Here is a 23,126-nt window from a genome sequence, read left to right on the forward strand (position 1 = left end):
TGCCCTGGCCGGCGCTGATGGTGATCTATCGCGTATGGTCGAGGACCGGCGGCGAGACTCGGCATGGTCGGCACCCCGCATCCGGCCTTGATCGGTGCCGTCAGGACGACTAGCCTGCTCGACCACGCCGCCATGGAGTTGGGGACCGACTGACGATGACCGCAGAAGAGGATTTCCAGCAGGTCGGCGCCGAGCTGGCCGACCTGGGTGTACGGATCTCCAGCATGATGGGGAGTCCCGCGCTCAAAGATCAGGTGGGGAAGGTGTTCGCGAGCCTGCAGCGCGACGGCGCGATGGTGTTCCGGCTGGTCAGGGATACCCCCGAGCACACGGCCGCGCTCGAGCTGCCCGGGGCGTCGCTGTTCGACCCCTCGGGGCAGGGCAGGGCGGTAAAGGACTGGGTGGTCGTGCCCCACTCCTCGGCCGAGACATGGACGGATCTGGCCGAGGCCGCCCTCAGCCGCCCACGCTGATCAGTAGACCACGTCGACGGTGTGGCGGTGGGTGCCTGAGTCGGGCAGGACGCGGAGCACGGCGTCGGCGCGGGCCAGACCGGCTTCGGTTCGCCGCCACCCGGTAGGTGCTCGACATTCAGCCGGATGACCATGCCTTCGGCCCGGGGATCGCGGCCGCGTTTTGTGGTTCGGGCGGACCGACCACGTCGTGCGGTCCTTCGACAGTCCGTACGACGAGCCTGTCATCGACGCCGTGCAGCAGGTCGCGGAAACCCGCGGCGTGACCATGGCCAGGTCGCTCTCGCCTGGGTGCTGCGCGACCCGCTGGTCTCCGCGCCCATCGTCGGAGCCACCCAACAACGCTTCCGTCCCCGTGCCAGATATTCGCGGTATGCCCGCTCACCGTTCCACGCGGCCCGACAGCACGTCACGCGTCTCGCGATCTTCGTGAGATCCAGGGGAGCGGTATGGAGGCTCCTGGGGGCTCTTGGCTGCTCTGGGCTCAGGTGTTGATCTGGAGGACCCAGATGGAGACGTGATCCGCGCTGTGGGTGTAGACCACGCGGAAAGTGTCGGTCCGCAACTCCAACGCGTGGGGAATGCCGCCATACGGCACGGCCGCGAGCGGCTCAGGGTCCTCGGCGAGGTCGAACATGATGTCCGCGATGATGAGGCGCAGGCCGGGCGCGGCATGACTCAGGATCTCGCGGACCGGGACATCTACGTGGAGGAGCCGTTTCAAGAGCGCTCGCCGGGGGTTGGGAGGTCAAGGTCGGCGTACAGGGCGGCCTTGCTGTCGTACGTCATCATCTCGCGCTCGCCTCGCTCGTGGGCGGCGATCGCCTCCGCCACGCGGGCGGCCTCCAGTTCGCGGTGGGCGCGTAGCAGTTCCTCGTAATCCTGCTCGGAGATGAGGACGGCGCGCTCGCTGTTGGAACGGCGGATGGTGGTGGGCTGGTGGCCGTGTACGGCGCGGGATACCAGGGTGCCGAGTTGGGTGCGGGCTTCGGCGATGCCCAGCGCCTCAATGGTCATGTGGATCCTCCGGGGTGTTCTCCTGCTTTGCACCGGGGTCGCTCTGCCCGGACGGCTCTACGATACGCGGCCGGCGGGAGATGTTGTACAACCTGACCAACTTGTGCAACATTACCCGATTCGCATCTCCCGCCCTCCGGCGCTCCAGCGTGAGGGGCAACCGTTCACCGCGCTGCGGTGTTCTTGCCGACGTTCCTCCCCTTACCTTCCTCGGTCTTTGGAGCCCTCATGACTACCCGCTGGGCGGCCCTACCCGTGCTGCTGGTCGCGGTGTTCGTGACCACGCTGGACTTCTTCGTCGCGAACCTGGCCCTCCCGTCCATCCGCGCCGACCTGCGGGCGGGCCACGCCTCGGTGCAGTTCGTGATCGCCGGGTACGGGCTGGCGTACGCGGCCGGGCTGATCGTCTCCGGGCGGCTCGGCGACCTGTATGGGCATCGCCGGGTGTTCCGTGTTGGGCTGGCGCTGTTCACACTGGCGTCGGCGGGGTGCGGGCTCGCGGGCGGGGCGGCTTGGCTGGTGGCCGGCAGGGTCGCGCAGGGCGTCGCGGCGGCGCTGCTCGCGCCGCAGGTCCTCACGCTGCTCGGGGAGCTCTACCGGGGCGCCGACCGGGCCACGGCCTTCCGCTGGTACGGCACGGCCGTCGGCCTGGCCGGGGTGAGCGGCCAGGTGATCGGCGGTGCGCTGGTGGCCGCCGACCACCTGGGACTGGGCTGGCGGGCCTGCTTCCTGGTGAACGTGCCCATCGGCGCCGCGGCGCTGGCCATGACCGGACGCCTGCTCCCGCCGCCCTTGCCGTCACCGATACGGCGGGCCGGGCCCGACGCACGCCGGGCCGGGCTCGATGTGGTCGGGGCCGGGCTTGTGGCCGCCGGGCTGGTGGCGGTCGTGCTGCCGCTGGTCGAGGGCCGTGAACAGGGCTGGCCGCCGTGGGCCTGGGGGTGCCTGGCCGCCTCTGGTCCGATTCTGATCACGTTCGTCCGCCGGCAGCGGCGGCTGGTGTACTCGAGGCGGACCCCGCTGCTCGACCTCGACGTGTTCACGGACAGGACGTTCGCCTGGGGCCTGGTCGCCGTGGCGCTGCTCTTCGGCACCTCGGCCGGGTTGTCGTTCGTGCTCGCCCTTTACCTGCAGGACGGCCTCGGCCTCGGCCCGCTCGCCGCCGGAGCCGTGTGCACCGCGCTCAACGCGGGCTTCATCGCCGCCTCGCTCCGCCCAGGACGCTTCGGCGCCACCGTGCTGCTGCTCGGGCTGTGCCTCCTGTACGACGTCGTGGCGCGTGCGGCGCAGCCGTACCAGGTGGCCATGGCCCTCCTTGTGGTCGGGGCCGGGATGGGGCTGCTCATGTCGCCGCTGCTCTCCTCGGTGCTGTCCGCCGTACGCCCCGAGCGGGTGGGAGCCGCGGCCGGGGTGCTCGGGACCGTTCAGGAGACCGGGGGTGTGCTCGGCGGAACGATCACCGGCGCTGTCTTCTTCGGCACGCTGGACGGCGGCGACTGGCGGGCCGCGATGCTGGCCGGACTGTCCGTGCCGGTCGCCGGCGCGTTAGGCGTGCTGGCCCATGCCGTACTGCGTCGGAGTCCACCACGGTCACCGGCTCCCGGGCCGGGGCGACGCCGCAGGCTGAAGGGTCTCCTGCGGATCGGCCCGTCTGTGGCGGATGAGGTACTCGGCGGTTGCCAGGGCGGCCGCGCCGAGCAGCACCTCGGCGACGGTGGAGACCAGACGGCTGGCCAGGGCCACCACCGCGGCGGCCGGGGCGGGCAGCACCACTGTCAGCGCGGCCGTGAGCACCGCCTCGCGGACGCCGATCCCGTCGGGGATGAACACGCTCGCGATGCCGATCGAGGTGGCGAGCGTGAACGCGCCGACACACAGCATGAGTGAGCGGGACGGGGACGCACCCATCGCGATGGCCAGGGGCCACAGGTGCAGCCCTGTGACCACCCATGACAGGCTCTGCCAGGCGACCGCGAGCCGCACTCCCCGGACGGAGGCGGCCTTGGCCGCCGCGGGGCGGCGCAGCAGCCGCAGCAAGAGCGCGGAGCCCTGGTTGACGATGTGCGGGCGCACCAGGACGAGCACGATCAGTACGGCGGCTCCGGCCAGCCACGCCGCCTGCGCCCCCAGCAGCTGCACGCCCGCGAGCAGCCCGACCGTGAACCCGCTCAGCAGCACCAGGCTCATGACGAGCGCCGCCGTGGTCATCAGCCTGGCGAAGGTGACGCCGTTGGCCGTGGCCACCTTGGTGGCGGCGATCATGCCGGGCACCCGTCCGGGCAGGTACTTGGACAGGAAGCCGACGAAGAAGATCCGCACCACGCGCGGCCCGCTGACCGGGGGGCCGGTCTCCAGCAGCACGACGCGCCAGCCGAGGAACCCGAGCGACAGTCCCGCCATGCTCGCCAGCAGCGAGCCGCCGAGCAGGAGGCTCATCTGCCCGGCGTCGCGGCGGGTGAACAGGACACCGACGACGCTCCAGTCCAGCCGGGACATCGTCCACGCGATCGCGGTCATGACGGCGAGGGCGAACGCGGCGACCAGCGCCAGCTTCAGCGGACGCGGCAGCCGGGGCAGCCGGGGCAGCCTGATCGAGCTCACTCGCGCGGCCCAGCCGACGGCGCCGGGGCCAGGCCTGTCCTGACCGGCTCTCCCTGCCGGCGGCCCAGCTCGTAGGCGACGCGCAGCAGCCCCACGCAGGCACCGAGGAAGAAGGCCGTGTGGAAGCAGAGCTGCATCCAGGCGACCCACAGTCCGAAGCGGGTGCCCCGGTATCGGCGGGCGAAGCCGATGAACGTACGGTTCCTCCAGAGGAACACCGCGAGCGTCGCCGCCGGCACGGCCAGCAGCCAGGGGCTGACGAGCGCGAGCGGCAGGGTGAGGAACGTGGCCGTCGCCGAAGCGGAGGAGACCCGGGGTGGTTTGCGCTTGTTCTGGCCCGTTCCGATCATGTCGAGCTGGAAGCCGACCTTGCCCTCACCACGCAGCCGCCGCGCCCGTACCATGATCACCGGCAGCGTGGTGGACCGGACGAACCGTTCCGCCAGGCACCCCCAGAACCGGTCCTCGTCGTCGGCCTTGGTGACCACGGAGGTGGTGACGACCAGCCGGTAGCGGGCCGGGACGCGCGTGCCGAACTCGAAGTCCTCGCCATCGCGCAGCCGTTCGTCCAGCCCGCCCGTCTCCTCGAAGACGTGGCGCGGGATCAGGGTGCAGGACAGGAACGTCGCCGTGGTCTGGCTGCGCTCGTAGTGCTCGCACAGAACGCGATAGCGTTCGACCGGGCCGTCGTCGTAGAGCGGCTCGATGTCGTAGATGCCCTGGACCATGCCGCAGTCCGGCGTCTCCCGGTAGGCCTTGACCGCGTTGTGTATCGCGTCAGGGGCGAGTGCCGTGTCGGAGTCGACGAAGAACAGCAGCGGCGCCGCGCTGCCGGCCACTCCGAGATTGCGGGCCCCCGACGGCCCCTGGTTGCGTGGCGGCTGGACGATCGTGCACGGGAACTGCCGGGCTATCTCCAGCGAGCCGTCGGTGCTGACGTCGTCGACGACGATGACCTCGGCCGGGCGGTAGGTCTGCGCGTACACCGACTCCAGGCAGGCCCGCAGGGTTTTGCGCTTGTTGTAGTTCGGCACGATGACCGCGACGTCATCACGCCAGGGCAGCTCGTCGGGCATATCCGGTCCCTTCGTCGGTCGGGCCGCGCCGGTCAGGACACCGACACGACCATGCGCTGGGCCCGATGGTCGGACAGCCCCTCGGCGCCGGGCAGCTCGTAGCGGTGCACGGTCACGTCGGGACTGGTGTACAGCCAGTCGATCCGCCACAGCTCGGCGGTCCCGGCCAGGTAGGTCGCCGGATACAGGGACGAGAGCGCGGGCGTCCTGTCGATCAGCCGCTCGGGGAGCAGGCGGCGGATGCCCATCGCCGGGGAGGTGTTCAGGTCGCCGGCGAGCACGACGGGATGGGGGTTGGCCGCGATGTCCGCGCCGATGGCCCGGTAACTCGCCTCCCGCCGCAGGGTTTTGCTGAAGGCGACGTCACGGGACTCGGCGTCGTACAGCCGCCATTCGAGCGGCGGCTGGGCGATCTGGGGGTCGTAGAAGGAGACGACCGTGCCGTTGACGTCGATGTCGGTGCGCAGCGTCTCGACCGTGTAGCCCTCCGGCCAGCCCTGTAGCGCCTCGGGGATCTCCTTCTGGTCGGCCGGCAGCCATGGGCGCAGGTCCAGGCCGCGGTGCCCGACGATCGGGAACCGCGAGAGCGTGATCTGCTCGCCGGACACCGCGACCTGGTAGCCGGGGAACTCACGGCGCAGCTCGGCCAGCTTGTCGATGCGCATCGCCAGGTCGGCGGTCCAGCGCTGGGACCGCATGTCCCCGGCCCGGGTGTTCACGTAGAGGTACTCCGTCAGCAGGTACACGTCGGCGTTCAGCTTGTGTAGGTAGGCATAGAACTCGGGCGAGTACCGGTCGCCCTCGGCCGTGCGCCAGTCCTGGTCCCAGAACTCGGTGTTCCAGGCGGCCACGGTGATGCTTCCCGCGCTCGCGGGCGGCGGTGTGTACCAGAGGGTGGCGTAGTTGACCCCGCTCGACCCGGCGCCCAGCACCGCGGTGACCATCAGCAGTGACATGATCCGCCAGCGCACCGGCCGGGCCAGCGGCGCCACGACCAGCAGCAGCGCGGGGACCACCAGGAACAGCGGCGGCGGTATCAGCTCGATCGGGGCCCACAGCGAGGTGCGCCCGCTGGCCAGCAGGTGGCAGAGCACGAAGAGCAGCCATGCCACCGAGGCGGTCACGACCAGTCTGGTGCCCCAGCACCAGCGCCGGCGCGGGCGGACGAAACGCCTGACACGTTCCGCCCAGGACCTTTCCGGCTGGGGCGGCGTGGAGGTGAGCCGCTGCTCGGTCACTGCGTCCCCGTCGCGCATCAACACCATCCTCGGTGGGTGGGCCGGCGTCGAACGTACTCAGAAGTCCTTGTCGCATCCTTGTCAGCGGCGGCGGCCGAGCAGGCGCGTTCGGCGCGACAAGAATGGGACAAGTCGCCGTGCCTACCGTGAACCGGACACGAGGTCTGGACACGGCCAATGGAGCACATCATGAGTCGGGAGCGTCCGCTAGTCTCGGTCATCATCCCCAGCTATAACCGGTCTGACGTGTTACGACTCTGCCTGGATGCGCTGGCGGAACAGACTTATCCGCATATAGAGGTCATCGTGGTGGATGACTGCGGCACCGAGGACGCGGCGCGGGTGGCCGCGTCCAAGGGCGCCAAGGTGGTACGCGCCGAGGTCAACGGCGGTCCGACTCCCGCGCGCAACCTCGGCGCCGAGCACGCCGGCGGGGAGATCCTGTTCTTCCTCGACGCCGACATCGCCCTCGATCCGGACGCCGTGGCGAACGCGGTACGGATCCTGGCGTCCCACCCGCGGATCGGCGCCCTGGGCGGCATCCTGCGGCCCGAGTCGCTGCTCTCCCAGAGCCTGGCCTCCCAGTACCGCGCCCTGCAGATGCACCGCTGGTGGATGCCCGCCCATCGGCCGACGCTCGAGCTGCACGCGGCCGTGCTGGCGATCCCCGCCAAGGTGTTCGCCGAGATCGGCCCCTTCGACCCGCGGTTGCGCGAGACCGTCTCCTCCGACTACCGCATCCGCGTGACGCGCTCGTACGAGGTGAAGCTGAGCGAGGCGATACGCGGCCGCAAGGACCACGACGCCACCGTGGGGACGATCCTGCGCAAGGTGCTCCGCCGCGCCCGCCTCAGCGCGCTGGACTGGCACAAGGGGGAGACGCCCGGGGACTCCGTGCCGCGCGCGGTCGGCGGCGTCCTGCTGCTCGCCGCCGTCCCGGCGCTCGCTCTGCCCGTGGTGGCGGGCCGCGCCGGCGCACTCGTCCCGCCCGCGCTGGTCGCCGCCGCCATAGCCCTGGACGCGGGCACCTACCGCTTCGCCTACACCCAGCGGGGCGTCGCGTTCGGCCTCTACTTCTCCGGCGTCCACCTCGCCGTCACCTTCACCGGCGCCCTCGGGGGAGCGGTGGGCGTCCTGCAGCGGTTCGTGCTCGGCCGCCGGGAGAAGCCCGCCCGGATTCTCGCGGCCCGGGACTGAGCGGCCATGCAGATCATCGGCACCGGCTTCGGCCGGACGGGAACGCTCTCCCTCAAGTCGGCGCTGGAGCGGCTCGGCTTCGGGCCGTGCCACCACATGGTGGACGTCTTCGCCCACCCCCAGCAGATCAGGCCATGGCTGGCCGCCGCCACGCCCCGCGAGGTGAACTGGGACCACCTGCTCGTCGGTTACGAGTCGTGCGTGGACGGCCCGACCTCCGCCTACTGGCAGCGGCTCGCCGAGTACTACCCGAAGGCCAAGGTCATCCTCACCACGCGTGATCCGGACCGCTGGCTGGCCAGCATGCGGCGGACTCTGTTCGCGCAGCGGCGGCGCATCGAGTCGCTGCCGGGCAGGGCCGCCATCCTGCTGTCGTCGCTCTTCGGCACCGACCTCGCCACGTTCGTCAAGATGATCGATAGCACCCTCGACGCGCGGACCTTCGCGACCCCGGCCGACCGGGAGCCAGAACGGGCCGTCCAGCTTTTCGCCGAGCATGCGGCCAGGGTGGTCGCCGCCGTCCCGGCCGAGCGGCTGCTCGTCTTCGACGTCGCCGACGGCTGGGGCCCGCTGTGCGAGTTCCTCGAGGTCCCGGTCCCGGCCGCGCCCTTCCCCCGGGTGAACGGCGCCTCGGACTTCACCAGGAGCGGCCTCGGCCGGCCCCTGCCGTTGCTCCTGCGCCGGACCAGGCGAGGGGAGCACCGATGACGCCGCAGGCACGGCCACTGGTCTCGGTCATCGTGCCGAACTACAACTACGCCCGCACGCTCGAGCTGTGCCTGAGCGCGCTGGAGCGGCAGACGTACCCGAGCATCGAGGTGATCGTCGTCGATGACCGCAGCACCGACGACTCGGTGGAGATCGCCCACCGGCACGGGGTGCGGGTCGTGGTCACCGACACCAACATCGGCGCCCCGGCGGCGCGCAACCTCGGTGCCGAGCACGCGCGCGGCGAGGTGCTGTTCTTCCTCGACTCGGACCTGGCGCTGGCCGAGGACGTGGTCGAGCACGCGGTGAACCTGCTCACCGCCGATCCCACCCTGGGGGTGGTGTGCGGTACCTATGACCCGGAGCCGCTGATCCCCGACAGCCTCGTGGAGCGGTACCGCAGCCTCCAACTGCACTACTGGATCTCCGGTGACGAGGGCGAGATCACCACGATCTACTCCGCGCTCTTCGCCATGCGGGCGGAGGTCTTCCGCGAGGTGGGCCCGCTGAACCCCGCGCTGCGCCACAGCGAGAACGCCGAGTACGGCCACCGCGTCACCCAGCGCTACCGCATCGTGCTGGACAACAGGATCAGGGGCCGGCACGACCACGACGACCGGCTCAAGGTGGTGCTGTCGAAGTTCTTCCACCGCGCGCGCCTGCACATCCCGCTGTACCTGCGCCGCCCGGACTTCAACGGCGGCCCGGCCAACAGCAGCCGAGGCTGGGGCTCGCTCGCCGCTCTGTTCGCCGTGCTCAGCGCGCCGCTGCCGGTGGTGCTCGGCCCGGCCTGGCTGGCCGCGCCGGTCGTGCTGCTGGCCGGCTCGATAGCGGCGGACCTGGGCATGTACCGCTTCGTGCGGCGCTACGCCGGCGCGCGCTTCACCCTGTACTTCACCGCGGTGCACTTCCTGGTGAACGTCACCGTCGCGGTGGCGGTGTTCGCCGGCGCGGCCCAGTGCCTGCTGTCCAGCCGGTTCCGCCGCATATACGACCTCCCGGCCGAGGTGTGAGCGATGACCGAGCAAGGGCCTCTGGTGTCGGCGATCGTGCCCAACTACAACTACGCCGCCTCGCTGAAGCTGTGCCTGCGCGCGCTGCAGGAGCAGACCTACCGGCCGATCGAGCTGATCGTCGTGGACGACGGCAGCACCGACGACTCGGTTGAGATCGCGCGGCGGCTCGGCGTGCGGGTGATCCGCACAGAACGCAACATGGGCGTGGCCGGGGCGCGCAATCTCGGCGTCGCGCACGCGCGCGGTGAGATCCTGGTATTCGTGGACTCTGACGTGGCCCCCTACCCCGACGCCGTCGAGGTGGCGGTGGGCATGCTCGCCGCCGATCCCCGGCTCGGCGCGGTGTGCAGCGTTCACGACCCCGAGCCGCTGATCCGCGACAGCCTCGTCGAGGAGTACCGGGCGCTGCAGTACCACTACTGGACGGTCAGCTCAGAGGGGCCCATCTCGTTCCTGTTCCCGGCGCTGATGGCGATGCCGCGCCGCGTGTTCGACGACATCGGGCCGTTCAACACGCGCCTGCGCGAGACCGAGGAGGTCGACTACGGTCACCGCCTCACCCAGCGGTACGAGATGGTGCTCACCGCCGCCGTGCGCTCGCGGCACGATCACGACGACAAGCTGTTCAGGCTGCTGCGCAAGCTGTACCGGCGGGGGCGCGCCCGGGTGCCGCTGTACGCGCGTCGGCGGCGCTTCGCCCGCGGGTTCGAGACCTCCAGCCGGGCCGGCGGCAGCCTCGCCGCGCTGGCGGCGGTGGCCGTGTCGCCGTTGGCGATCTTGCTCGGCCCGGTCGGCGCCGCGCCCGCGGCCCTCGCCCTGGCCGTGTCGCTGCTGGCCGACCTCGGCATGTACCGCTTCGTGCTGCGCAGGCGCGGCCCGCTGTTCCTGCTCTATTTCGGCGCCGTGCACTTCCTGGTGAACGTGACCATCGCCGCCGGGGTGGCGGCCGGGGTCGTCCGGTGGCTGTGCTCGGCGAGGTTCCGCCGGCTCTACGACTCCGACCTGACCATGCGCCCCTCGGCCACCGGAGAGGCGGCCACGTGACGGCGGCCGATACCACACAGGCCGTCACGCGCCCCCGCGATTCTCGGCGGGCGTCGGGGGTGCGCCGGAGGATCCCGCTGGTGTTGTGCGCGGCGAGCGCCTGGCTGGTGTTCGTGGTGTCGCACCGCGTCCTGTCCGGCCGGGTGTGGTGGTGGCAGCTCCCCGAGCTCGTCCCGCCGCTGGCGTTGGCGGCCGTTCCCGTGCTGCTGCTCGTCGCGGCCCTGGCGGCGCGCCGCGCGCGCCGGGCGGCCGCCGCGGTGGCGCTGGCGTCCTTGACGCTGGGTGCGGGCGTGAGCGGGCTCAACCTCGCCTCACTGTGGCACCGCGCCGTCCCGGCTCCGACGGACGCGATCAAGGTGTTCTCCTGGAACACCTGGTACTGGGACCAGTCCTTGGGCAGCGCGATGCCCCCGCCCACCGGCACACCCCCGCGGGACGTCGCCGCCTTCTACCGCTACCTCCACGCTCAGGACGCCGACGTGCTGCTGCTGCAGGAGTACGTCTACTTCGGCGCGGACTCCCGGCCGATCCGGGTGAACGACCTGGACACGCTGCGCCGGGAGTTCCCCGGGTTCCACATCGCCGCGGCGAGCGAGATGGTCACGCTGTCGCGGTTCCCCATCGTCCTGGAACACGGGCTCGACCTGCGTCCGGAGGACGGCCGGGACACGCCCGTGCCGCCCGGCTCCGATTGGCCCGGCTTCTACACGGTGAAGACACTGCGCACGGACCTGCGCATCGGGAGCCGGACCGTCTCGTTCTACAACTCCCACATCAACTCGCCGGTCGACCCGTCCGCGGGCGGCCTCGACCTCTTCAGCCTCAACCGCACGCAGCACGAGGCACGCAAGGCCAACCTCCGCGTGCTCGCGGCCGACATCCAGGCGAACCCGCTGCCTGCCGTCCTGGCCGGGGACTTCAACGCCTCGCCCGCGATGGGCATCCTGCGCCAGGTGCCGGGGCGGATGGCCGACGCCACCCCGGCGCTGCGCTCGCTCTACCCCGCCACCTGGGACGACCGGTGGCCGTGGTGGCGGATCGACTGGGCGTACACCACGCCGGAGATCACCGTCCACGAGTATCGGCTGGTCCGCTCGAACGGCCTGTCCGACCACAGCGGGCAGCGGCTGGTGCTCTCGCTCAGCCGGTGACCTGGGCGTACAGCAGGCCGGGCCGGCCGACCGGCCGGGTCAGCGGGTCCTTGCCGGCCCGCAGGATCGTGAGATGCAGCGCGCGCAGCTCCGGGCCCGGCTCGATGCCCAGGTGGTCGGCGAGGTATCCGCGCAGGCGGGCGTACAGGGCCACCGCCTCCGCGCCGCGCCCGAGGGCGCACAGGCCGTGCATCAGCATGCTCGCCAGGGGCTCCGCGAGCGGGTAACGCGGCACCAGCGGGGTCAGCTCGGTGACCACGATGTCGGGGCGGCCCAGGCGCAGGTGCGCCTGGGCCCAGGTGACGACGGCGCCGACGAACTGCTGCTCGATGCCGTACCGCATGCGGGCGGCCCACTCTCCCGGGATGCCGGTCAGCGGCGCGCCGCGCCACAGTTCCATCGCCTCGGCCAGCAGCCGGGTCCGGGCGGCGTCGTCGCGGGCGCGTAGCTGCGCCTGCTTGGCCAGCCGCCGGAACCGGTAGGCATCCACCCGCTCGGGGTCCACGTCGAGCGCGTAACCGCCGTTCCGGCGCTCGATGGAGACCCCGGTCGCGGTGAGCGCCTGCCGCAGGCGGGTGATGTGGGCGTACAGCGAGTCGGTCGCCCGGTCCGGCGGATCGTCCCAGACACGCTCGATCAGCGTGCGGAGCGACACGGGACGGTCGGCGTCGATCGCCAGGGCGGCCAGCACCGCGCGTCGCTGGGGTGGTCCCAGGGGGACGCAGCGGTCACCGACGATCACCTCGACCGGTCCCAGTAAGCGGACGTCCATCGCCTTCCTCTCACAATCATTTCTCATAGGTGGACGATCGCCGCCAGGGACGGGTGGTGGACGAGCACGAGCATCACACCGAGGGTGGCGGCCCACAACATGGAGTTCGCGAGCATGACGCGGTCGCGCAGCAGCACGCGCACCGGGTCACTCTCCTTGTCCACGAGCTGCATCTGCAGATACCGGAAGAGGGCGAAGAGCGCGAAGGGGGTGGACAGCATCATCGCCGTCTGGCCGTGCTGCGGGCCGAACGGTCCCTCGTCACGCAGGTACATCAGTCCGGAGACCAGGGCGAGTACGGAGGCGATCTGCAGCAGCCAGTTGGTCAGCTCCATCGAGTAGCCGCGCAGCGCGGGCCGGTGGACGGCCCCGGCCTCCAGCAGTTCCTGGCGGCGCTTGCCGATGAGCAGCAGCAGGGACATCGAGAACACCGTGATCAGCAGCCAGGCGGGCGCCCGGTCTCCGGTCACCTCATACCCTTGCACGACGCGCAGGACGAAGCCGGCCGCGACCGTGCCCACGTCGACCAACGGAATGTGCTTGAGGACGCGGCTGTAGGCGACGTTGAGCACGAGATACACCAGCACCGGCCAGGAGGACACCGGTTCCCGGGCGACGATGGCGGCGAGCACCGCCAGCAGGACGGCGCAACAGGCGCCCGCGGTCAGCACCCCCACACGGCCGGACGCGATGGGGCGGTTGCGCTTGACCGGATGGAGGCGGTCGCGGTGCCGGTCGGCGATGTCGTTGCCGATGTAGACGGCGGCGGAGGCGACCATGAACGCCACTGTGGCCCAGATGACACCGACCACCTCGGCCAGGCTGACAGAGGATGTGCCGATGAGCGCCACGGGCACGAGCAGGATCGCCTTGGCCGCGTGGGAGGGGCGGATCAGGGCGGCCAGATCCGCGACCAGGCTCGTGCGGGTTTCCACGGCACGCTCCTGCGCCGCTTCCTGACGCTGCGGGCTCTCTGGAACGTCTGGCGATTCGACAAGGCGCATGCTTAACCCCGATAGCTCAGAAGAAGATCTTCGCCAGCGACAGCGCGCCCTGCCGCCACGCGTCACGGCTCGTCGCACCGCCCGATGAGACAGCCGGGCGGTGTTCCCGCCACCATGCGTACGTGCGGAGAATCGCGTCCTGATTGGACAGCTTCGGCTGGAAGCCGAGCCGTTCACGGGCCTTGTCGATGCTGACATAGGAGTCGGCGAGCAGCTTGAGCGCCAGCCGCCCGTACACCGGGGACAGCCGGCTGCGCTCCAGCAGCCGGAGCCCGGCCAGGGCCGGTCCCGCGGGCAGCGAGACGACCCGCTTGCCGTGGCCGGCCGCGTCGAGAACCGTCTGGAAGTTCTCCCGCAGCGTGCCGAACTCGGCGGCGGCCAGGTTGTAGGTGTCGCCGGCGACGTCGGCCGGCGCGTCGAGCACGAGGGCCACCGCGTCCACCAGGTCCTCGATCGCGAACATCTGGATGCGCTTGTCCCCGCTGCCGAGCACCGGGAAGTTGCGGCCCTCCTCGGCCCACTCGAAGAGCATCGCGAACAGGCCCATCCGGCCGGGGCCGAGGAAGGTCTTGGGGCGCAGGATGGGCACGCACATGCCGTCGGCCCGGTACTTCTCCGCCAGCTCCTCGGCCGCGGCCTTCGCCCTGGTGTAGGGGTCGACCGGCGCGCGCGGATGGTCCTCCGGCGTGGGCACGAGCGTCGGCAGCCCGTACACGGCGGTGGAGGAGATGTGGACCAGCCGCTCCACGCCGGCTCGGCGCCCGGCCGCGAGGACGGTGCGGGTGCCTCCGACGATCAGGTCGTGGATCTGCTCGGCCGGGTAGCTCGGCAGCGCGCCGGCGCAGTGGACGACCGCGTCCGCCCCGGTCATGGCCTCGGTCATCAGCGGCAGGTCGCGCACGTCGCCGATCCGGTGCCCCGCCGTCAGCAGCGGGTCGTCCTGGGGGCGCAGGTCCACCCCGAGCACGTCGTGGCCGTCGAGCACGAGCCGGCGGGCCAGGTGGCCGCCGAGCATCCCGGCGCTGCCGGTGACTACGACCCGGCGGGCCATCGCGACCCCACCTTCTCTCGCACGAACCCGGCGAGCAACCGCGGCAGGCCCTTGGCCAGCGTCTTGTCGAGGCCGTCCAGGAAATACTCGACGTCCTCCGGTGCGATGGCGAGGGTCGGCGCGACGACGAGGGGGTTGTCGGCGTTCGGGCTGTAGTAGGAGACGATGCCGTGCTCGCGGTAGAGGTCGGCGATGACCGAGAGGGTGATCAGCTTGGTGCGGAACTGCGGGTCGCCGGAGAAGCCGGGCGCGAGCTTGGCGGCCAGGTCGAGCACCTTGGGCCCGCCGCCGAGGAACACGCCCCACAGAGCGCCCACCCCGCTCACCCGGCCGACCACGTCGGGGTGGCGCTTGTGGATGTTCTGCAGGCCGGGACCCAGGATGCGCTCGATCTGCCGTGCCCTGGCGGGGTAGTCGTCCTCGACGACGATGTTGACGGCCTCGATGGCGGTGACGGTCTCCTCGCCGAAACCGTAGTAGGTGGTGCTGTGCAGGATGACGTCGGAGAGCCGGTCGTAGGCCTTGCGGAAGACGGGCTCGCGGGCGGTGTACCCGGCGATCGACGCCTTGCCGCCGCCGAGGGACTTGGAGTAGACGAGGATGTCGGGCAGCAGGTCGGGGTAGCGCATGAAGTAGAAGAGGCTGCCCGTCTTGCCCCAGCCCGTGTAGACCTCGTCGAAGATCAGCATGATGTCGTTCGCGTCGCAGAGCCGTCGCAGCTCGTACAGGTCGTTCTCGGTCCAGCAGCGCATGCTCGACGCGCTGAACGGCTCGGCCATGATCGCGTAGACGTCGCACGTGCCGTCGGGGCCGCGGGCGGCCTCGATGGCCGCGCGGACGGCCGCGACGTCGCCGTAGGGGTAGACGACGATGCCGGGGAGACCGGGGAAGGGGAAGGAGTTCTCGGACGATCCGGTCAGGCTGCCCGCGCCCAGGGTCTTGCCGTGGAAGCTGATGTCGGAGCGGAGGATGGTGTTGCGGCGTCCTTCGTGATACTTGTACGCCATTTTGACGGCGCCCTCGTTCGCCTCGGCGCCGGAGTTCGGGAAGTAGGAGATGCTCAGGTCGCCCGGCAGCAGCGTGGCGATGTTGTGGCTGAGGGCGGCCACGTACGGCGAGAAGAACGCCTTGTGCACCTCCATGCGCCGGCGGTCGGCGAACTGGCGCCGGGCCTGAAGGATGCGGGGATGGTTGTGGCCGTGGTTGAGTACACCGACCCCGCCGGTCACGTCAAGGACCTTGCGGCCGTCGCGGGTCCTGATCCAGGCGCCCTCGGCGCTTTCGACGAGTTCCCGGCCGAAGCCGAAGGAGGTCATGAGGTTGACCTGACTGCGGCTGACGTACCTTCTGTACAGATCCTGGACCTGTTTTACGGTGAAACTTTCACACTCGTCAACGCCGATCAGTTCAGACACGTCCGCCCTTCCCGGTTCGCGCGGATTTCGCTGGTGCCCGGCCTTCTTCTCGGCGGTGAGAAAAGGTGAGACATGTCGCCAACAATGTCGAATCCGCCTATACCTCTAACCATGCACATGTGTGTAGGTCGGCGGCGGGGCTGCGAGACGGCGGAGGAGAAAGGGCGCCCGGGGGCGGATCGCCGGGTATTTATCAGTCGAATCTCGCGGCGAATAGGGATGATTTCCCGCGTGCGGGGCGGCCCGCGGTCATGTAGGTGGCCGGCTGAGCGGGCGGCGTCCAGACGTCCCGCCGCGCCCTCCAGACGGCCAGCGCCTGGTCCTCCTCGGTGCCCTCCTGTCTGGCCCGCTCGCGGGCGAACAGGCGGAGGAGGTCGTGCATGCGGTACCGGTCGTGGCCGCATACCTCGAGAAGCTGGGCTTCCGCGAGGTGGTCCAGCAGGTCGGCGGTGCGCGGCTCGGGGCGGTCGGCCAGGGCCGCGGCGGCCGCGACGCTGATGGCGGTGCCGTCGAGAAGGCTCACCACCCGGAACATCCGGGAGGACTCGGCGTCCAAGCTCCGGTAACTCATCATGAAGCAGGCCCGTACGGCCTGATCGTCGGCCTGGAGCTCGGACAGGCGGTGGTCGTCGACCGCCAGCCGGTCGGCCAGGGCGCGCAGCGACAGTCCCGGCCGGGCGATCAGCCGGGCGGCGGCGATCCTGATCGCCAGCGGCAGCCCGGCGCACAGCCGCACGATCGAGCGCGCCGCCCGCTGTTCGGCTGCCACGCGCTCCTCCCCGATCAGGCGGCCGAGCAGCGTCGAGGTCTCGTCCTCGGCCATGACGCCGAGGCGGAAGTGCGAGGCGGCGTCCAGCGAGGTGAGCATCCGGCGAGCGGTGACCAGCACCCGGCAGGTGGGACTCGCGGGCAGCAGCGGGCGCACCTGCGCGGCGTCGCGGGCGTTGTCGAGCAGGAGCAGCAGGTGCCTGCCGTCGGTCAGCGATCGGAAGCGGGCCGCGGCCTCGTCCACGTCGGGCCGCCCGGCCGTGTCGTCGCCGAGCGAGCGCAGCAGGCGGGCCAGGACGTCGGCGGGGTTCAGCGGCGCGACGCCGGGTGTGGAGTCGTGCAGGTCCACGTAGAGCCGCCCGTCCGCGAACCGGCCCGCCACCTGATGGGCGACGTGCACGGCCAGCGCCGACTTGCCGACCCCCGCGGCGCCCGTGATCGCCGAGATGGCGGTCGCGCCGGAGGCCGAGGTCAGCATCGCGCACAGGCGGGCGATCTCGGCGGCCCGGCCGGTGAACGCGGCCGAGCCGATGGGCAGCTCGGCCGGGGCCCTGCGGGCGGCGACCGCCGGCGGCGGCGTCAGGGCGGGGTCGTCGGTGAGGACGCGCTGGTGCATGCGGACCAGGTCCGGGCCGGGGTCGATGCCGACCTCGGTGGCCAGCGTCATCCGCGCGCCCTGATAGATCGTCAGCGCGTCGGCCCTGCGGCCGGAACGGTACAAGGCCAGCATGAGCTGTGCCCTGAGCCGCTCGTTCAGCGGGTCCCTGCGGGTCAGAGCCTCCAGATCGGCGAGCATGTCGCCGTGCTGGCCGAGCGCCAGCCGGGCCTCCAGCGAGGCGTCCACGACGCTCGCCCGCAGCCGCTCCAGCCGAGCCGTCTCGCAGCGCAGCGGCGCGGGCAGGGGCAGCTCTTCCAGGACGGACTCGCCGCGCCACAGGCAAAGGGCCCGGGTCAGCCGTTCGAGCGCGACGTCGTGGCGTCCGGCGGACAGCGCCTGTTGCCCCTGCGCGGCGAGGTCCTCGAACAATGTGACGTCCACCTCGCCGGGCTGGACGCGCAGCAGGTACCCGTTGGGGCCCGCCTCGATGCGGGAGGGGGAGTCGAGCACCTTGCGCAGCGCTGAGATGTAGGTGTAGAGGTTCGACTGCGCGGTGGCGGGCGCGTGCTCGCCCCACAGCCAGTCGAGCATGCGCCGGCTGGGGATCGCCTTGCCGGTGTTGAGCAGCAGGGCGGCCAGCAGTACGCGCTGTTTTCGGCGTCCGAGCGCGATCGGCGTCCCACGAGAGGTACGAACCTCGATCGGCCCGAGGATCTTGAAATCCATACGACCACCCTGCAGCGCGGGGGTTTCACCAACGGGAACCGTACGATTGCACATGGATCGAATAAGAAGATTACGCGTCTTGAATAACCGGGGGCCAGTGCTGTGGGAGCGGTTCCGTGCAGGCTGAAATTTATCGCCGCATCGATATATGTGGCGCGAGAAATCCGTCTTGACCGGTTCCTTGGCCGGGAGTCGGGCGTGATTCGCCATACGGCCCTCGAACGGCCTGACTTCCCCATTTTCGATCAGTGTTGCCGGGGCATCGCCGAGAACGGGGGAATGGTGTCCACGCACCGGCCCGCCGCATCGAGGATTCGTCCGCTGTGCTTGATGACCCGCAGGGTGATGGCGCGGTCGTCGACCGTCATGCGGGGCAGCCGGGCGGTGAGCCGCTCCTCGAAGCGCACCACGTCCGACGTGGTACGCAACCACGCCTCCAGATACAGGTTCTGCGGCCCGGCGGTGATGAAGGCGACCCGGACCTCGGGGATGGCGGCCAGTTCCTTGTTCGTCTCGGCCAGTGAGTCCATCGGCACCCGGGCCCAGAAGCAGGCGGTGACCGGCCAGCCCGACAGCGTCCGCGCCATGTCGCAGCGCAGCGTCAGCTGACCGCTGCCCAGCAGCGCGTTCATCCGGCGGCGGGCGGTGGCGAGGCTGGTGCCGATCTCCGCGGCGAGTTCGGCCAGGCCCAACCTGCCGTCCCGGGCCAGCGCGCCGGCCAGGGCATGGTCCACCTCCCGCAGCACGACGGGCGGGGCCGGTCGCGGGCGTGCCGCCTCGGTGAGGCGAGCCGCCGCGGCGGGCTCCAGGTTGCGCAGCCGCCAGCGGCTGCTGGCCCGTGCGTCACCGACCATCAGGTAGCTGCCCATGCGCGCCACGCCAGGTAGCCGGCCGGGTCGTTCGAGCAGGTAGTGCGAGAGCGCCTCCAGGTTCCGCGCCACGACCAACGCGACCAGGTCCCGGCGTCCGCTCATGAGCTTGATGCCGTAGGCCTGCGGATCCGCCGACAGGGTCTCGGCGACCTCGATGACGCGTCCTGGATGGCAGTTGATCTCCAGGATCGCCCCGCATTCCTGCGTGAACCCGTTGGTGAGGAAGCCGGTGACCCAGGCATGACCGGCGGACCGCATCCGGCGCCAGCGCCGTGACGCCGTGGCCGGGTCGACCTGCAGGACCTCGCCGACGAGCGACCATGGGGCTCGGGGGTGGGTCTGCAGGGCGTTGACGATCGCCAGGTCGAGTTCGTCGGGCTGCTGCGCGGTGGAGTCTGGCCGGTCGGCCATGTCACATCCCTGCATGTCAAAGTTGAACGTAATCTGGCATTCAGCCGTCCGTGGTGAAAAAATCCGGCGATTTTGCTGAGTGCGGCGAATGCCCTACCGAGACTACCGGCCTAAGGGCACCATGCCACCGGCGCGAACTCACCCCTGGAGACAGCCAATGACCTGGGCTCCGGCCTGCGACACAGCCTTGCGGTTCGAAGGCGCCGTGCTCATCGACGGCTCCGGCGCCCCGCCCGTTCCGAACGCCACGGTCATCACCGACGAGGACGGCCGGATCCGCTACGCCGGCTCCGCCGCCGGGGCACCGGCCACCCCCGAGGCGGTCGTGATCGACGTGGCCGGGCACACCCTGCTGCCGGGGTTCTTCGACTGTCACGTCCACATGGCCATGACTCCCGGCCGCCGGCTGACCGAGGGGCTCGGCGCCGACCCGGTCGTGGACGTCTTCGCCACCGCCGGTCGACTGCGCGAGACCCTGCACGCGGGAGTCACCACCGTCCGCGATCTGGGCGGCACTCCGGCCGGCTTCCGTACGGCCATCGAGCAAGGTCTCATCGAGGGACCTCGCCTGCAGGTCGCCGTGAAGGTCATCGGGCATACCGGCGGCCACGCGGACTGCTCGCTGCCCAGCGGGGTCAACGCCGCTCCCTGGCTCACCGAGCTCGCCGACACCCCTGACCAAGTACGCGTGGCCGCTCGCCGGATGCTCCGGGACGGTGCCGATGTGATCAAGGTGTGCGCCACCGGGGGCATGGGCAGCCCACACGACGATCCCGACGACGAGGGTCTGACCATTGAGGAGATGCGGGCGGCGGTCACCGAGGGACGCCGGCACCGTGGCCGCAAGGTCGCCGCCCACGCGCAGGGAGCTGCCGGAATCCGCAACGCGCTGCTCAGCGGGGTCACCAGCGTCGAGCACGCCTACGGCATCACCGACGAGCTGTGCGACCTCGCCCGTCAGCAGGACGCGTTCCTGGTGCCGACCCTGGCGACCGCGTTCCGGCCACTCGACCCGGCCGGCATGCCCGAATACCACTATCGCAAGAAGTCCCGCTGGGCGGGCGTGACCAAAGAGAACATCGCCCACGCCATCTCCCAGGGCGTCAAGATCGCCGTGGGCACCGACGCGGGAGTGACGCCCCACGGGTTCAACCTGCGCGAACTGTCCCACCTCGTCGAACTCGGCATGGAGCCGATGGCCGCCATCGTCGCCGGCACCCGCACCTCGGCGGAGCTGCTCGGCCTCGCCGACACCCTCGGCACCGTCGAGACAGGCAAGATCGCCGATCTCGTCGTCGTGGCCGGCGACCCGCTCGCCGACATCTCCCTCCTCGGCCGTCCGCAGAGCGTCGTCCTGGTCGCTCAGGCCGGAGTCATCCGCAAGAACCTGCTCTGAGGACTCTCCCGGACACCTTCCTCGGCAGCGCCGGCCAGACCGCCCGCGAGTTGCCGCGCATCGAGATCTACGGCACTGAGGGCACCTGCGCGCGCCCCGAGCCACGCCACACCTGACCTCCGGAAAGGAACAGATATGAAGATCAGCCGCAATCGCATCGCGATCAACCCCCTGCAGTGGGTGGCCAGCCCTGATGGCTGGATCGACCCTTCCCTCGCGCCGTCGCTGGACGAGCAGCTCAGGACGATCCGTGAGGCCGGACTCACGGCCGTGCACAGCTCCGTACCCGCCGGTGTGACGGTCGAGGACTACGCGAAGTCGCTCGCCGATCACGGGCTGAGTGCCGCGCCGGGGTACCTGCCGGCCCGGCTCAGCGACGACGCGACCGAGAAGGGGCAGCTCATGGACAACGCCGCCCGCCTCGCCGAGCAACACGCGGTGCTGGGTGTGCCGACGATGTTCCTGGCCATGGGCATGGCCAAGGACGCGCCGCGCGTGGCCCGGCCGGCGGTCGGTCACCTGGCCGACCAGGACCGCCTGGAACGGGTGCGGGACCTGCTGGCCGAGGTGGCCGGCGTCATCGGGGCCGGCGGAATCACTCCGGCCTTTCACCCGCACGTGGGTACCTGGGCCGAGACGGAGGAGGAGACCCGGTTCGTGCTGGACACCGTGGACGCCTCGCTGCTCGCCTTCGGCCCGGACATGGGCCACCTGGCCTGGGCCGGCGCGGACGCCGCACAGCTCGTCCGCGACTACGCCGACCGGGTGGCGAGCGTCCACATCAAGGACCTCCGGCTGACGCTCGCCGAGCGGGCCAAGAACGAGGGCTGGGACTACCGCCGGACCGTCCTGGCCGGCCTGTGGTCCGAACCGGGCCAGGGCGAGGCGGACATCGACGGGTTCCTGCGGGCGCTGCCGGAGGACTTCGACGGCTGGCTGATCGTCGAGGTCGACCGCGGCGCCCAGGCGACACCGGAGGACAGCGTCCGGTTGTGCGGAGCCTGGGCTGCCGCGCAGACGTGAAGGTCCGTACGGCCAGCGCAGAAGGATCGAGGGAGAAAGAACCGGTGGAGAAACCATGCGTAAGACAGCAACGCTCATAGGAGCGGGAATTCTGATGTTCGGCGCGGCGGCCTGCGGGAGCGGGGGAGCGTCCGCGTCCGGCGGAACGAGCAGTGTGCTCACGCTCGCCCAATCGGTGCCGGCCAGGCCGTGGGATCTGGCGAAGGCCAGCATCGGCCCGGAGGCCTACTACTACCAGCCGGTCTACGACACCCTGATCCGCCTCGACGCTCAGGGCGCCCCGGCCCCGAACATGGCGCTGTCGTGGAGCTACGACGGCCCGCAGACCACCCTGACCCTCAAGCTCCGCACGGGCTTGACGTTCACCGACGGCACCGCGCTCACCGCCCAGGTGGTCAAGGACAACCTCCTGCACACCAAGGGCGGCGCGGACACGGCCGCCGCGCAGTTGTCGGACATCACGGGGGTCGAGGCCGTGGACGACACCACGGTCGCCATCAAGCTCGGCCACCCCAGCCCCACGCTGCTCCCCGCGCTAGGTCAGGTCTCCGGGATGATCGCCAGCCCCAAGGCGCTGACGGACCCGCAGACCCCGATCGGTTCGGGTCCGTACCGGCTGGACACCTCGGCGACCATCGCCGGCCAGCAGTACGCCTACGTGCGCAACCCCGGCTACTGGAACGCCCGGGCCTTCCCCTACGACACCATCGTCATCAAGCTGCTTCCTGACCCGACGGCGCGGACCAACGCCCTGCTCGCGGGCCAGATCAACGGCACCCTGGTCAGCCCCCAGAGGGTGAAGACCGTCCAGGACGCCGGGATGAAGACCGTCGTCTACTCCTCCGGTGACATCGAAGGCCTGTTCATCTGGGACCGTGCCGGCAAGAAGGTGCCCGCGCTGGGGAACCTCAAGGTCCGCCAGGCGCTGAACCACGCCTTCGACCGGCAGAGCATCGTCAAGACCGTGAAAATGGGCCTGGGCAAGGCCACCACGCAGGTCTTCGATCCCGATCAGCCGGCCTACGACGCGTCCCTGGACGAAAGATATCCCTACGACCCGGCGAAGGCGAAGCGGCTTCTGGCGGAGGCCGGCTACCCGGACGGCTTCTCGGTCACCATGCCGGACATGGCGTCGCTGTTCCCCCAGCAGCAGGCGGCCCTGACCCAGGCGCTGCAGAACATCGGGGTCAAGGTCACGCTGCAGAACCTGCCCACCAACCAGATCTTCACCACCATGCTGTCCGGCAAGTACCCGATGTCGTTCTTCAAGCTCGGCGCCCCGAGCGACTGGGGCACGGTTCAGCTCCAACTGAAGAAGAACGCGACATGGAACCCGGCCAAGTATGAGGATCCCAAGGTCGACGCCCTCATCTCGCGGATCGAGTCGGCGACCGGGGCGCCGCGGGCGGCCCTGATGAAGCAGCTCAACGCCTACGTCGTCGACCAGGCGTGGCACGCGCCCTGGGACGTCATACGGTACGTCTTCGCGACCACGAAGAACGTGACGGTGACCCCGCAGCCGGGCTTCCAGTACCCGCCGATCTACAACTTCAAGCCCGCCCACTAGCG

Annotated in this window: 20 protein-coding genes and 1 pseudogene; 10 read left to right on the forward strand and 11 right to left on the reverse strand. The window is 70.6% G+C overall.

The features are described 5' to 3' along the window. Window positions 1-155: 155 nt before the first annotated feature. Complete coding sequence (locus AB0F17_RS25895; RefSeq protein WP_358027349.1) at window positions 156-473, forward strand: hypothetical protein; 318 nt, start codon at window positions 156-158, stop codon at window positions 471-473. Window positions 474-957: 484 nt separating this feature from the next. Here the strand turns inward: AB0F17_RS25895 and AB0F17_RS25900 are convergent, their stop codons facing one another. After that, complete coding sequence (locus tag AB0F17_RS25900) at window positions 958-1,197, reverse strand: hypothetical protein (RefSeq protein WP_358027351.1); 240 nt, start codon at window positions 1,195-1,197, stop codon at window positions 958-960. Beyond that, window positions 1,194-1,490, reverse strand: a complete 297-nt coding sequence (locus tag AB0F17_RS25905) for a type II toxin-antitoxin system Phd/YefM family antitoxin (protein ID WP_358027354.1) — start codon at window positions 1,488-1,490, stop codon at window positions 1,194-1,196. The genes AB0F17_RS25900 and AB0F17_RS25905 overlap by 4 nt, the downstream gene beginning before the upstream one ends. Before the next feature lie 228 nt (window positions 1,491-1,718). On the opposite strand from AB0F17_RS25905, the pseudogene AB0F17_RS25910 reads away from it, so the two are divergent. Then, window positions 1,719-2,927: pseudogene (locus AB0F17_RS25910) on the forward strand (MFS transporter); the annotation flags it as partial. Window positions 2,928-3,080: 153 nt separating this feature from the next. On the opposite strand, the gene AB0F17_RS25915 reads toward AB0F17_RS25910, so the two are convergent. The 3 genes from AB0F17_RS25915 to AB0F17_RS25925 are packed head-to-tail and all read right to left on the reverse strand — an operon-like array spanning window position 3,081 to window position 6,423. Further along, window positions 3,081-4,091: a lysylphosphatidylglycerol synthase domain-containing protein gene (locus AB0F17_RS25915; RefSeq protein ID WP_358027356.1), complete on the reverse strand. Its 1,011-nt coding sequence runs from the start codon at window positions 4,089-4,091 to the stop codon at window positions 3,081-3,083. Then, window positions 4,088-5,167, reverse strand: coding sequence for a glycosyltransferase family A protein (locus AB0F17_RS25920; RefSeq protein ID WP_358027358.1), 1,080 nt, complete (start codon window positions 5,165-5,167; stop codon window positions 4,088-4,090). The genes AB0F17_RS25915 and AB0F17_RS25920 overlap by 4 nt, the downstream gene beginning before the upstream one ends. Before the next feature lie 32 nt (window positions 5,168-5,199). Beyond that, window positions 5,200-6,423 carry an endonuclease/exonuclease/phosphatase family protein gene (locus AB0F17_RS25925; protein WP_358027360.1) on the reverse strand — a complete coding sequence of 408 codons (1,224 nt, stop codon included), beginning with the start codon at window positions 6,421-6,423 and terminating at the stop codon, window positions 5,200-5,202. 171 nt (window positions 6,424-6,594) lie between these two features. On the opposite strand from AB0F17_RS25925, the gene AB0F17_RS25930 reads away from it, so the two are divergent. The 5 genes from AB0F17_RS25930 to AB0F17_RS25950 are packed head-to-tail and all read left to right on the forward strand — an operon-like array spanning window position 6,595 to window position 11,521. Then, window positions 6,595-7,602 carry a glycosyltransferase family 2 protein gene (locus AB0F17_RS25930; RefSeq protein WP_358027362.1) on the forward strand — a complete coding sequence of 336 codons (1,008 nt, stop codon included), beginning with the start codon at window positions 6,595-6,597 and terminating at the stop codon, window positions 7,600-7,602. A gap of 6 nt (window positions 7,603-7,608) precedes the next feature. Then, window positions 7,609-8,310: a sulfotransferase family protein gene (locus AB0F17_RS25935; protein WP_358027365.1), complete on the forward strand. Its 702-nt coding sequence runs from the start codon at window positions 7,609-7,611 to the stop codon at window positions 8,308-8,310. Beyond that, complete coding sequence (locus AB0F17_RS25940; RefSeq protein ID WP_358027368.1) at window positions 8,307-9,323, forward strand: glycosyltransferase family 2 protein; 1,017 nt, start codon at window positions 8,307-8,309, stop codon at window positions 9,321-9,323. Before AB0F17_RS25935 ends, AB0F17_RS25940 begins: the two co-directional genes overlap by 4 nt. Before the next feature lie 3 nt (window positions 9,324-9,326). Then, window positions 9,327-10,370 (forward strand): glycosyltransferase family 2 protein, encoded by a 1,044-nt coding sequence (locus tag AB0F17_RS25945; RefSeq protein ID WP_358027371.1) that lies wholly within the window; start codon window positions 9,327-9,329, stop codon window positions 10,368-10,370. Then, complete coding sequence (locus AB0F17_RS25950; protein ID WP_358027374.1) at window positions 10,367-11,521, forward strand: endonuclease/exonuclease/phosphatase family protein; 1,155 nt, start codon at window positions 10,367-10,369, stop codon at window positions 11,519-11,521. Before AB0F17_RS25945 ends, AB0F17_RS25950 begins: the two co-directional genes overlap by 4 nt. Here the strand turns inward: AB0F17_RS25950 and AB0F17_RS25955 are convergent. The 6 genes from AB0F17_RS25955 to AB0F17_RS25980 form a co-directional block, all read right to left on the reverse strand. Beyond that, the gene (locus tag AB0F17_RS25955) at window positions 11,511-12,293 is read right to left on the reverse strand and encodes a BTAD domain-containing putative transcriptional regulator (RefSeq protein ID WP_358027376.1); all 783 of its coding nucleotides are present in this window, start codon (window positions 12,291-12,293) and stop codon (window positions 11,511-11,513) included. The two genes, AB0F17_RS25950 and AB0F17_RS25955, sit on opposite strands and share 11 nt — an antisense overlap. A 23-nt stretch (window positions 12,294-12,316) precedes the next feature. Further along, window positions 12,317-13,228, reverse strand: coding sequence for a UbiA prenyltransferase family protein (locus AB0F17_RS25960; protein WP_358027379.1), 912 nt, complete (start codon window positions 13,226-13,228; stop codon window positions 12,317-12,319). Window positions 13,229-13,313: 85 nt separating this feature from the next. Then, the gene (locus tag AB0F17_RS25965) at window positions 13,314-14,348 is read right to left on the reverse strand and encodes an NAD-dependent epimerase/dehydratase family protein (RefSeq protein ID WP_358027382.1); all 1,035 of its coding nucleotides are present in this window, start codon (window positions 14,346-14,348) and stop codon (window positions 13,314-13,316) included. Next, window positions 14,330-15,664, reverse strand: a complete 1,335-nt coding sequence (locus AB0F17_RS25970; RefSeq protein WP_358027385.1) for an aminotransferase class III-fold pyridoxal phosphate-dependent enzyme — start codon at window positions 15,662-15,664, stop codon at window positions 14,330-14,332. The genes AB0F17_RS25965 and AB0F17_RS25970 overlap by 19 nt, the downstream gene beginning before the upstream one ends. Before the next feature lie 292 nt (window positions 15,665-15,956). Then, a complete protein-coding gene (locus AB0F17_RS25975; protein WP_358027388.1) occupies window positions 15,957-17,855 on the reverse strand; it encodes a BTAD domain-containing putative transcriptional regulator in 1,899 nt (632 codons plus the stop codon). A gap of 245 nt (window positions 17,856-18,100) precedes the next feature. Beyond that, entirely contained in the window at window positions 18,101-19,138 is a 1,038-nt protein-coding gene (locus tag AB0F17_RS25980; RefSeq protein ID WP_358027390.1) for an Lrp/AsnC family transcriptional regulator, read from the reverse strand. A gap of 157 nt (window positions 19,139-19,295) precedes the next feature. On the opposite strand from AB0F17_RS25980, the gene AB0F17_RS25985 reads away from it, so the two are divergent. The 3 genes from AB0F17_RS25985 to AB0F17_RS25995 all read left to right on the forward strand — a co-directional run bounded on the left by AB0F17_RS25985 (window position 19,296) and on the right by AB0F17_RS25995 (window position 23,124). Continuing rightward, complete coding sequence (locus AB0F17_RS25985; RefSeq protein ID WP_358027393.1) at window positions 19,296-20,534, forward strand: amidohydrolase family protein; 1,239 nt, start codon at window positions 19,296-19,298, stop codon at window positions 20,532-20,534. Between the two features lie 135 nt (window positions 20,535-20,669). After that, window positions 20,670-21,557: a sugar phosphate isomerase/epimerase gene (locus AB0F17_RS25990; protein ID WP_358027395.1), complete on the forward strand. Its 888-nt coding sequence runs from the start codon at window positions 20,670-20,672 to the stop codon at window positions 21,555-21,557. 55 nt (window positions 21,558-21,612) lie between these two features. After that, window positions 21,613-23,124 (forward strand): ABC transporter substrate-binding protein, encoded by a 1,512-nt coding sequence (locus AB0F17_RS25995; RefSeq protein ID WP_358027398.1) that lies wholly within the window; start codon window positions 21,613-21,615, stop codon window positions 23,122-23,124. Window positions 23,125-23,126: the final 2 nt, after the last annotated feature.

Origin of the sequence: Nonomuraea sp. NPDC026600 (genome assembly GCF_040638335.1) — a bacterium.
In the GTDB taxonomy this organism is placed as follows: domain Bacteria; phylum Actinomycetota; class Actinomycetes; order Streptosporangiales; family Streptosporangiaceae; genus Nonomuraea.

Coding starts and splice junctions, on each gene's coding strand:
- AB0F17_RS25975 (WP_358027388.1), bottom strand. CDS start 17,855: ATGGATTTCAAGATCCTCGGGCCGATCGAGGTTCGTACCTCTCGTGGG.
- AB0F17_RS25970 (WP_358027385.1), bottom strand. CDS start 15,664: ATGACCTCCTTCGGCTTCGGCCGGGAACTCGTCGAAAGCGCCGAGGGC.
- AB0F17_RS25965 (WP_358027382.1), bottom strand. CDS start 14,348: ATGGCCCGCCGGGTCGTAGTCACCGGCAGCGCCGGGATGCTCGGCGGC.
- AB0F17_RS25935 (WP_358027365.1), top strand. CDS start 7,609: ATGCAGATCATCGGCACCGGCTTCGGCCGGACGGGAACGCTCTCCCTC.
- AB0F17_RS25980 (WP_358027390.1), bottom strand. CDS start 19,138: ATGGCCGACCGGCCAGACTCCACCGCGCAGCAGCCCGACGAACTCGAC.
- AB0F17_RS25995 (WP_358027398.1), top strand. CDS start 21,613: ATGCGTAAGACAGCAACGCTCATAGGAGCGGGAATTCTGATGTTCGGC.
- AB0F17_RS25905 (WP_358027354.1), bottom strand. CDS start 1,490: ATGACCATTGAGGCGCTGGGCATCGCCGAAGCCCGCACCCAACTCGGC.
- AB0F17_RS25940 (WP_358027368.1), top strand. CDS start 8,307: ATGACGCCGCAGGCACGGCCACTGGTCTCGGTCATCGTGCCGAACTAC.
- AB0F17_RS25955 (WP_358027376.1), bottom strand. CDS start 12,293: ATGGACGTCCGCTTACTGGGACCGGTCGAGGTGATCGTCGGTGACCGC.
- AB0F17_RS25920 (WP_358027358.1), bottom strand. CDS start 5,167: ATGCCCGACGAGCTGCCCTGGCGTGATGACGTCGCGGTCATCGTGCCG.
- AB0F17_RS25985 (WP_358027393.1), top strand. CDS start 19,296: ATGACCTGGGCTCCGGCCTGCGACACAGCCTTGCGGTTCGAAGGCGCC.
- AB0F17_RS25990 (WP_358027395.1), top strand. CDS start 20,670: ATGAAGATCAGCCGCAATCGCATCGCGATCAACCCCCTGCAGTGGGTG.
- AB0F17_RS25925 (WP_358027360.1), bottom strand. CDS start 6,423: ATGCGCGACGGGGACGCAGTGACCGAGCAGCGGCTCACCTCCACGCCG.
- AB0F17_RS25895 (WP_358027349.1), top strand. CDS start 156: ATGACCGCAGAAGAGGATTTCCAGCAGGTCGGCGCCGAGCTGGCCGAC.
- AB0F17_RS25945 (WP_358027371.1), top strand. CDS start 9,327: ATGACCGAGCAAGGGCCTCTGGTGTCGGCGATCGTGCCCAACTACAAC.
- AB0F17_RS25930 (WP_358027362.1), top strand. CDS start 6,595: ATGAGTCGGGAGCGTCCGCTAGTCTCGGTCATCATCCCCAGCTATAAC.